This window comes from Bradyrhizobium sp. P2_E8, assembly GCF_056403875.1.
Genome location: NZ_JBFUES010000220.1, coordinates 1 through 8,878, shown reverse-complemented (window position 1 = coordinate 8,878; position 8,878 = coordinate 1). Strand labels below are relative to the sequence as shown.

10 protein-coding genes are annotated in these 8,878 nt (G+C 65.5%); 4 read left to right on the top strand and 6 right to left on the bottom strand.

Translation table 11 applies throughout. The features are described from left to right. Positions 1-57: 57 nt before the first annotated feature. On the bottom strand, positions 58-354 hold the full coding sequence (locus AC1D00_RS14750) for a DUF4282 domain-containing protein (protein ID WP_027545964.1): 297 nt from the start codon (positions 352-354) through the stop codon (positions 58-60). Positions 355-523: 169 nt separating this feature from the next. Here AC1D00_RS14750 and AC1D00_RS14745 point away from each other — a divergent pair, with 169 nt between their 5' ends. The 3 genes from AC1D00_RS14745 (at position 524) to AC1D00_RS14735 (ending at position 1,831) form a co-directional block, all read left to right on the top strand. Then, on the top strand, positions 524-976 hold the full coding sequence (locus tag AC1D00_RS14745) for a MaoC family dehydratase (protein ID WP_167771145.1): 453 nt from the start codon (positions 524-526) through the stop codon (positions 974-976). Next, positions 976-1,458, top strand: coding sequence for a MaoC family dehydratase (locus AC1D00_RS14740; RefSeq protein ID WP_477011165.1), 483 nt, complete (start codon positions 976-978; stop codon positions 1,456-1,458). The genes AC1D00_RS14745 and AC1D00_RS14740 overlap by 1 nt, the downstream gene beginning before the upstream one ends. 226 nt (positions 1,459-1,684) lie before the next feature. After that, positions 1,685-1,831 (top strand): hypothetical protein, encoded by a 147-nt coding sequence (locus tag AC1D00_RS14735; protein ID WP_027545961.1) that lies wholly within the window; start codon positions 1,685-1,687, stop codon positions 1,829-1,831. A gap of 473 nt (positions 1,832-2,304) precedes the next feature. Here AC1D00_RS14735 and AC1D00_RS14730 read toward each other — a convergent pair whose 3' ends face one another. The 4 genes from AC1D00_RS14730 to AC1D00_RS14715 form a co-directional block, all read right to left on the bottom strand. Beyond that, the gene (locus AC1D00_RS14730) at positions 2,305-2,730 is read right to left on the bottom strand and encodes a hypothetical protein (RefSeq protein ID WP_135176544.1); all 426 of its coding nucleotides are present in this window, start codon (positions 2,728-2,730) and stop codon (positions 2,305-2,307) included. Positions 2,731-3,067: 337 nt separating this feature from the next. Then, positions 3,068-3,982: a hypothetical protein gene (locus tag AC1D00_RS14725; protein WP_404552811.1), complete on the bottom strand. Its 915-nt coding sequence runs from the start codon at positions 3,980-3,982 to the stop codon at positions 3,068-3,070. 267 nt (positions 3,983-4,249) lie between these two features. After that, a complete protein-coding gene (locus AC1D00_RS14720) occupies positions 4,250-4,690 on the bottom strand; it encodes a nuclear transport factor 2 family protein (protein WP_404552813.1) in 441 nt (146 codons plus the stop codon). Positions 4,691-4,970: 280 nt separating this feature from the next. Beyond that, positions 4,971-5,423 carry a nuclear transport factor 2 family protein gene (locus AC1D00_RS14715; protein ID WP_167771146.1) on the bottom strand — a complete coding sequence of 151 codons (453 nt, stop codon included), beginning with the start codon at positions 5,421-5,423 and terminating at the stop codon, positions 4,971-4,973. A gap of 299 nt (positions 5,424-5,722) precedes the next feature. Here AC1D00_RS14715 and AC1D00_RS14710 point away from each other — a divergent pair, with 299 nt between their 5' ends. Further along, entirely contained in the window at positions 5,723-5,959 is a 237-nt protein-coding gene (locus AC1D00_RS14710; protein WP_135176548.1) for a hypothetical protein, read from the top strand. Between the two features lie 79 nt (positions 5,960-6,038). Here the strand turns inward: AC1D00_RS14710 and uvrB are convergent. Beyond that, a partial coding sequence (uvrB, locus tag AC1D00_RS14705) for an excinuclease ABC subunit UvrB (protein WP_477011164.1) occupies positions 6,039-8,878 on the bottom strand: 2,840 nt, incomplete at its 5' end.

Below are 8,878 nucleotides of genomic sequence, written 5' to 3'. Positions count from 1 at the left end.
GGTCCCGGCTCTGCGTCGCGTCACTGCGTGCCGCGCCGCGTCCGGGACACGAGAGCCTCACTTCATGCCGCCGCCCTGGTCCCGGATCGCGCCGAGATGCTCGTTGATGCGGAAGACGATCAGGATCAGTTCCGCGACGATGCGCGAGAACACGATGCCGACGACGACGCTCGCGATCGACGACAGCAGCACCAGGAAGCCGCCGAACGGGCTGATCGCCATCGCGGCGAGCCCTGAGAAGATGCCGGAGAGGCCGAACAGGCAGATCAGCGCGATCACCAGCCAGTAGAAGGTCTTGATGATCGTCGGCGTGATGAAGCGGTCCCACTGAAACAGGTCGCTGAATGAAAACATCGCTCTCCCCAGGACAAATCGGGCCTTGTCAAATCGGGCTTCGGCCCTCGGTTGATCCGACTCAAGGCCAGGATCGCCGTGTCGAATGTAGCACGAGCCATGCGGGCCGGCGGGTTGAGATTGCCGCAAAGTGCGGCCACAATCTGTCATTTCCGCCAGCAATCCCAAGATGACCCTGACCTTCGAAGATTTCCCGCCCGGCCGGTTCGGAACGTTCGGCCCGCGCCATGTCACCCGCGACGAGATCTTGGCCTTCGCCGCCGAGTTCGATCCGCAACCGATGCACCTGGACGAGAACGCCGCCAGCCAAAGCATGCTGCGCGGCCTGTCCGGCTCGGGCTGGCACCTCTGCTCGCTGATGATGCGGATGATGGCCGACGGCTTCATCACCCGAGCCGCCTCGCTCGGCTCGCCGGGCGTCGACGAGGTGCGCTGGCTGTCGCCGCTCAGGCCCGGCGACGACCTCATGCTGGACGTCGATGTGCTGGAGGCGCGCACGTCGAAGAGCCGCCCCGAACTCGGCATCGTCAAGTTCAAATGCACCGTGCGCAACGCGACGGGACAGGCGCTGTGCGAGATGACCTCGCCGATCCTGATCAAGCGGCGCGAGGGGGCGGTCTGATGCGGTTCTTCGAGGACATCGAGATCGGCCACCGCCGCGAGATCGGCACCTACACGTTCACGGCGGAGTCGATCAAGGTTTTCGCCGCAAAGTTCGACCCGCAGCGCTTTCACCTCGACGAGGAGGAGGGCAAGAACTCGCTGTTCGGCGGGCTCGCGGCCTCGGGCTGGCATGTCGGCTCGGCTTGCATGAGCCTGCTTGTCGCGGACGGCCAACGCCTGGCGCGAGAGGCCGCAGAGCGCGGTGAGGAGGTCGCGGTGTGGGGTCCGTCACCGGGCTTTCGCGACCTGCGCTGGATCAGGCCGGTGCTGGCCGGCGACACCGTCTCTTACGCCAATGTCGTCATCGACAAGCGCACCTCCGCCTCGCGCCCCGGCTGGGGCATTTTGACGGCCCGCACCACCGGCACCAACCAGCGCGGCGAAGAGGTCTACGCCATCACCGCCTCAGCCTTCGTGCCGCTGCGCGTGAAGGGCGCGTAGTTTAGAATTCATCGAGCCGCCCTCTCCCACAGGGGAGAGGGAACACCTTCGCCGAATTGGCGTCGAGTGTTGCCCGCGCGCTATGGACGCTATTCCGGACGGCTGCCATAAGCCTGCGCGACATGGTTACCCGCGAAGCAGTTGGCGGAACCATCGAGTTGCTAACCAATTATGAACCTGTCGCTGTCTATTTGAACGAATAGGCAGAGGACAGGGGACGAGGACCATGGCTGACCGCGGCGCACTCAAGTTTGTTGGATTTATCTTTGCTACCGCGACGCTGGCCGTGATGCTGGTCGCCGGCATGGTGGTGAAGGGCTATGCCGATGGCGCCTACACCCTGGAAGCCTCGACCGTGGAAGCCGCCCGGTAAGACTTCGTTAACTATTCGGGGCCGGCGTCCGGCCTCCGCTCATCGGCTATAGAYGAACGCCAGCACCGCGATCGCAACCGCCAATAATCCAACGAAGCGTAGCATGATCGTGCCGAACTGGTTCGGCGCGGGGCGCAGCGGTATGGGGTCCGTGGTATCGGGCCGAATGCTTTCCATCTGAAATATCCCCCGGGCCCGGCAGTAACACCGACGGGCGCTTGGCATTGGTCGCGGGGGAGGGGCGGCGGGTTCAAAGCCAAATCCTCCGCCGTCATGCCCCGGCTTGACCGGGGCATCCAGTACGCCGCGGCCTCTCGGCTCTTGCCTCACGGTCTCTGGAATACTGGATCACCCGCCTTCGCGGGTGATGACGCCTAGCGTGAGGAGCGTGCGCGCACCCATCACACCCCCAGAATCAAAACCGCCGCGCCCCTTTCGGAACGCGGCGGCCGGTGATGCCTGGTGCTAACCGATCAGCTGTTGCGCAGGCCGTCGGCGGCGCGCTTCCACTGCGCGACGTTGTCGGCGATCATGCGGGTCGACTTCATCGCGGCCTGGCTGAGCTGGGCGTAGCCGGAGATCTCGCGCTGGACGCGCTGGCCTTCGGCATGGAGCAGGTCGCGCAGGCTCTCGAGTTCGGAGATCAGGTTCTCGATCTCGGCGAGCGAGGTGCCGGCGACGCGCTGGATCAGCGAGTTGACGTTGGTGACGGTGGCCTCCGCGCTCGGATCGAGCGCCGGTGCGTCGGTGGTCGTCGCCGCCGGACGGCGCAGATAGGCGATGTCGTTGCGGACGAAATCGCGGATGCCGGCTTCGACTTCCGTCACCGCGGCGAGATTGCTGTCGACGGCGGTCTCGGTCTCGGTGGCTTCGATCTTGTCCGGACGAATGGCGTTCATCGTTGTTCCCCTGTTCGCGTTGAGCGCAGCGCGAGTGTCCCCCGCACGACGATGTCTGTAAGGCAATCCGCATCAGGGCGTCGGATTTTGACCGTAACTGGGCCGAGATGCGGCAAGGGCGGACCATTCGGGGGTTTTGCCGTGGCGTATGGTTAGGAATGTCTGAACGGCGGCCGCGGCGACGACAGACATATCCCCTCATGGTGAGTAGCGCGCTCTTCGCGCGCGTCTCGAACCATGCAGGCCCGGCACTCGCCGCGGGGGCCTCGATCCTTCGAGACGCGCTCCTTTGGAGCGCTCCTCAGGATGAGGAGGGAGTGACGCGCTGGGTTAGCGACTACCAGCTCTTCTTGAACCCCGCTGTCAGGCTCTTGTTGATCGCGCCCTGCGAGGTCTCGCCGACCGAGCCGGAGACGGTGACATTGTCGAACAGCTTTTGCTCGGCGCCAAACTTGCGCAGCCATTTGTCGTCGGTGGTCGACAGCGTCTGGCCCGCGGTGACGCTTGTGCCGGTATCGGTGAGGGTGACCTTGGCGGACTGATCGGTCTCGTAGTTGCGGGTGATGTGACCGCCGATGCCGGGGACCGCGGTCGTGCCCTGCTGGTTGACGCTGTAGCCGTTCTGGAGCGTCAGCGACGTGTCGCCCGACAGCGGCATCGATTTGGTGAGGGAGGCGCCGATCTTGCTCTGCTCGGCGCCTGGATCGACGCGGGCTTCCACCGCCGTCTTGTCCCAGATCGGGCCCGCTCCCGGCGCGGTCGCGGCCGCCCAGGCGCTGCCGGAGGATTGCGGCAGGCTGCCGCCATTGGCGGCCTTCTGCGCCAAGAGCTCGGACATGGTCCGCGGCTCGCTCGTCACCGTCATGTCGGCGCCGATGCGGGCGTCCCAGAACGAGGAGACCGACTGCTTCACCGTCACCGCCGAGGAGCCATTGGCTTTGGCGTTCGACGACCAGTTCATCCCGTCATTGGCGGCGGCCTGCGCGCGCTTCTTGGCGGCGATGAGGTCGTTGAGCGTGCCGGCGTCGATCGCGAGCTGGCTCCAGTCGAGCTTGTCGACGTCGATGCCTTTGAGCACGTCGGGGTCGTTGACGTCGGGGGCTTCGGCTGCCTCGGCCTCGTCGTCGGGCGTGGCCGCGGGTGGGGAAAAGGGCGGAATGATCTGCGCCGAAACCGTCAGAACCGAGCCCAGAATAAACGCGGCCGCCAGCACCGGCAGCCTGGTCCAGCCAAAACCTGTCGAGAATTCCATCGTCCTGCCCGCGAACCCCAGCGCATGCTCTCCGATAATATATATCGGCCTTCCGCAATGACCATGCGCCATTCCACGCAAAGGATGCTGATCTATCGTTGCGAAATTGTGGCGGCTCGCCTGGAGACGCGAACCAACGGGCCGCGCGAAAGGCGCGCGCCCGACGACGGGCTTCCGGCACGACGGCATCCGGCGGGGCTGGAGGCCAGGACGTCGCGCCACGCGTCGTCATCGGTCCCGAAGAGCGGGGCCCGTTGGCGTCTCCCCTCAGCCGACGCTGCTCATCTTCGGCAGATGAATGGCGCGGCCGAGTGCCTGCTCGACCAGGTCGAAGGTGTCGATCAGCACGCGCAAGCTGACGAGCTTGCCCGCCCTGAACTGGGCGAACTGCGCGACCCGCAAGGAAATCGGCTTGTTGGAATCCAGCGCCGTCAGCGAATAGCGCAGCATCGAGGCGGCGGAATCGACGCCGAGCATGATGCTCTCGCGGTCGAAGCGGCGGACCTGGAAATTGTCGGCGAGCTGGCGGATGACGTCGAGCACGGCGTCCTTGCCCTGGCGCGCGCCGAGGAACGGAAACATGTCGATCGGGCCGTAGAGCGCCCATTCGACGTCCTCGTCGATCAGGGTCTCGATATCCTCGAAATGCCGGTCGTTGATCGCGCGGTGCAACGCGCGCGAGAAACGCCAGAGGCTGTGCTCTGTCATTTTGGGCAGTCCTGAAGCTGGCTTGCGAAAAACGGAAAACAGCCCGATGCACAGGAAACGTGCCGCGGGGCCGCTCAACTCATTTGTATACGAACAAAATAGGAGATTTCAGCCGAAACGCAATTCACGTTTTCGCAATGCACAATTGACCGCGTTTTGTGAGATTTACAATAGAACCCCGTAATCTTCCGGTCGTTGGCTTGTGGAACCCGAACTGCGCCACATCCTCGGTGTCGTCCTGGTGAAAGCCAGGACGACGCCGCGAAGAGCGCGGTCGGGATTAGCCCCCGTCCACCCCCGCTCCCACGATCAGCGGCCCGATCTCGCGCTCCAGCACCTGCTGCACCAGATCGTAGGAATCGATGATCTCGCGGATCTGCGCCACCTGTCCGTTGCGGAAGGTGTAGAACACCGCGATGTCGAACTGCACGACGCGGTCGTTGCTGCGCTTTCTGAAATAGGTGTGCATGTAGGTCGCGACCTCGTCGCCCTCGGCGACGATGTGCGGCGCCTTGTAGCGGACCTCCGAATAGCGCGACCAGACCGTCTGCCAGAGCGCGCGCAATTCGGCCTTGCCGTGGCGCGGCACCATATGCGGCAGGATGTCGATCGGCGCGTGGGTGAGGAAGTCGACGTCGTCGGTACAGCACGACAGCGCGGCCTCGATGTCGCCGCGCGCGAAGGCGTCGAGCAGATGCACGACGCGCTGGCGATTGAGCTTCTCGACCGTCATTCCGCCCGTCCTCATTGGCCGCGTGGCGTTGCGCAACGCTAACGCGCGGTTTCGCGTAGCGGCAATCCGCAAAACCACAGGGGTGTTGCAGTCGATATGACGCGCAAGCGCAATGCCAGGTTCATGGCTGCAATTACGGGTTGAGAAGCTGCGCACCTGCACGAATTCACGCTGCATTCGGCTGCCTGGCGCGCGAGGCGTGTGGACGAATGCGCAATGCCGAGCCCGCGCAGGCGCGTGGAACCGCGATGCGCCCGCGCCCGTTGAGACGCCGACACCGCATCCGGAGACATCGATCCATGAAATCCCCGCTTCTAGCCGTCGCCGCCGCCCTTCTCGTGCTCGGCGCAACCTCCACCGCCAATGCCAAAGGCTGCATCAAGGGCGCCGTCGTCGGCGGCGTCGCCGGCCACTACGCCGGTCATCACGGCGTCCTCGGCGCCGCTGCCGGCTGCCTCTATGGCCGCCACCACGCCAAAGAGCAGGAAAGGCAGCGGCAACAGCAGAGCCAGGTGAACGGGCAGGGGAAGTTGTAATCCCCCGTCATTCCGGGGCGCCGCAAAGCGGTGAGCCCGGAATCCATAGCCACGACTGGCGCGGGTGATACTGCGCCGCCTACCTCTTCTTCCATCCGCCGCGATGCCCCGGCGCGCCGCCGCTGGAGCGCGGGGTGGGGCCGAACTCGGGTCCCGACTGCCTTGAGTCCGTCGGCTGGATGATCCGGCTCGTGCTGCCGAACGGCTTTGCCGGCAAGCTCGGCTTCTCGCGGTAAGGCAACGACTCCGGCCCGTGCATCTCGTCGAGATGCGGCTTGTGCACCTTCGAGCCGGTGCCGCCGCCGCTGGCTTTCAGCGCCGAGCTCACGGTCTTCTTCTTCATGGCGCTGACGGGCAGGTTCGCCGCGTCGCCGTACTTCTTCGCTCCCGCATAGGCCCCGGCCTTGCCCTGGACGGTGCGCTGCTTGGCAGTGGGGTCGTCCACGACGGCGAGCTCGGTGGCGCGCAGGCGCTTGACCTCGTCGCGGAGGCGGGCGGCTTCCTCGAAGTTCAGATCGGCGGCGGCCTCGCGCATGCGGGTTTCGAGATCGGCGAGCACGGCTTCGAAATTGTGGCCGATCGAGATGACGTCGTCGGTCATGTCGTGGCCGCCGACCTCGACCAGCACGTGGTCGCGCTCGTAGACGGAGTTGAGGATGTCGCCGATGTGCTTCTTCACGCTCTCCGGCGTGATGCCGTGCTCCGTGTTGTACTCGACCTGCTTTTCGCGACGGCGGTTGGTCTCGGCGATGGCGCGCTCCATCGAGCCCGTCATCTGGTCGGCGTAGAGGATCACCTTGCCGTCGACGTTGCGCGCGGCGCGGCCGATGGTCTGGATCAGCGAGGTCTCGCTGCGCAGAAAGCCTTCCTTGTCGGCGTCCAGAATCGCGACCAGCGCGCATTCGGGAATGTCGAGGCCTTCGCGCAGGAGGTTGATGCCGACCAGCGCGTCGAACGCGCCGAGCCGCAAATCGCGGATGATCTCGATGCGCTCGATGGTGTCGATATCGCTGTGCATGTAGCGCACGCGAATGCCCTGCTCATGCAGATATTCGGTGAGGTCCTCTGCCATGCGCTTTGTGAGCACCGTGATGAGCGATCGATAGCCGGCCTGCGCGGTGGCGCGAACCTCGCCGACGAGATCGTCGACCTGGGTGCGGGCGGGGCGGATATTGACGGGCGGATCAATCAGCCCGGTCGGGCGGATGACCTGCTCGACGAACACGCCGCCGCTTTCGTTCAGCTCCCAGCCGCCTGGCGTGGCCGACACCGCAACCGTCTGCGGCCGCATCATGTCCCACTCCTCGAAGCGGAGCGGGCGATTGTCCATGCACGACGGCAAGCGGAAGCCGTATTCGGCCAGCGTCGCCTTGCGGCGGAAGTCGCCGCGGAACATGCCGCCGATCTGCGGCACGGTGACGTGGCTTTCGTCGGCGAACACCAGCGCGTTGTCGGGGACATACTCGAACAGCGTCGGCGGCGGCTCGCCGGGCAGGCGCCCGGTGAGGTAGCGCGAATAGTTCTCGATGCCGGCGCAGCTCCCCGTCGCCTCCATCATCTCGAGGTCGAAGGTGGTGCGCTGCTCCAGCCGCTGCGCCTCCAGCAGGCGTCCCTGGTCGTGGAGCTGGTCGAGCCGCATCTTCAATTCGGATTTGATCGACTTGATCGCCTGCACCAGCGTCGGGCGCGGCGTCACATAGTGTGAGTTGGCGTACATCTTGATGAATTCGAGCTCGTCCTGCTTGTGGCCGGTGAGCGGATCGAACTCCTCGATGGTCTCGATGGTGTCGCCGAACAGGTTCACGCGCCAGGCGCGGTCCTCATAGTGCGCCGGGAAGATGTCGATGACGTCGCCCCTGACACGGAAAGTACCGCGGGTAAAATCGGCCTGGGTGCGCTTGTACTGGAGCGCGACGAGGTCGGCGATGAGCTGGCGCTGGTCGATGCGCTCGCCCTTCTTCAGCGCGAAGGTCATCGCGGTGTAGGTCTCGACCGAGCCGATACCGTAGATGCAGGATACCGAGGCGACGATGATGACGTCGTCGCGTTCGAGCAGCGCGCGCGTCGCCGAATGGCGCATGCGGTCGATCTGCTCGTTGATGGAGGAGTCCTTCTCGATATAGGTGTCGGTGCGCGGGACGTAGGCTTCCGGCTGGTAGTAGTCGTAATACGAGACGAAGTATTCGACCGCATTGTCCGGGAAGAAGCTCTTGAACTCGCCATAGAGCTGGGCGGCCAGCGTCTTGTTCGGCGCCAGGATGATCGCGGGGCGCTGCGTCGCCTCGATCACCTTGGCCATGGTGTAGGTCTTGCCGGAACCGGTGACGCCGAGCAGCACCTGCGAGCGGTCGTTGCGCTGGATGCCCTCGACCAGCTCGGCGATCGCGGTCGGCTGGTCGCCGCGCGGCTCGTAGGCCGACTTGATCTCGAAGCGCACGCCGCCTTCGGACTTTTCCGGGCGCGGCGGCCGATGCGGGGTCCACACCTTCGTGGAGCCGTCGTCCTTGCGGAACTCCGGTCGGCCCTCGCGGATCAGCGATTCCAGCGCGTCTGCGGTGGCCTTGACGCCGAGCGCTTCCATCTTGGTGCGCGGCGGGCGCGCCAGCGCCTCGGCGTCGTCCTCCTCGGTAGGCAGACCAAGCTGCCGTGCCAGTTCCGGATCGAGCGTCGGGATCGTGGCCGCGGTGCCGTAATTGGCCTGCGGCGCCTCGTCCAGTCCCGCCGGGCCGTCACTGGGGAAGTCCTTCGGCGTCGAGGCCCGCGCGCGATGCGCGGCGGCCTCGCCCCCGGCGCGACGGTCGCGCGAATTGTCCGGCGGCGGCTGGAGGCCGGTGCCCGATCCAAGCCCGGCATCGCCACGGTTGATGGCGGGATTGAGCAGCTCGGCCAGCGCCGGCCCGATCGGCTGCACGTCAGGGC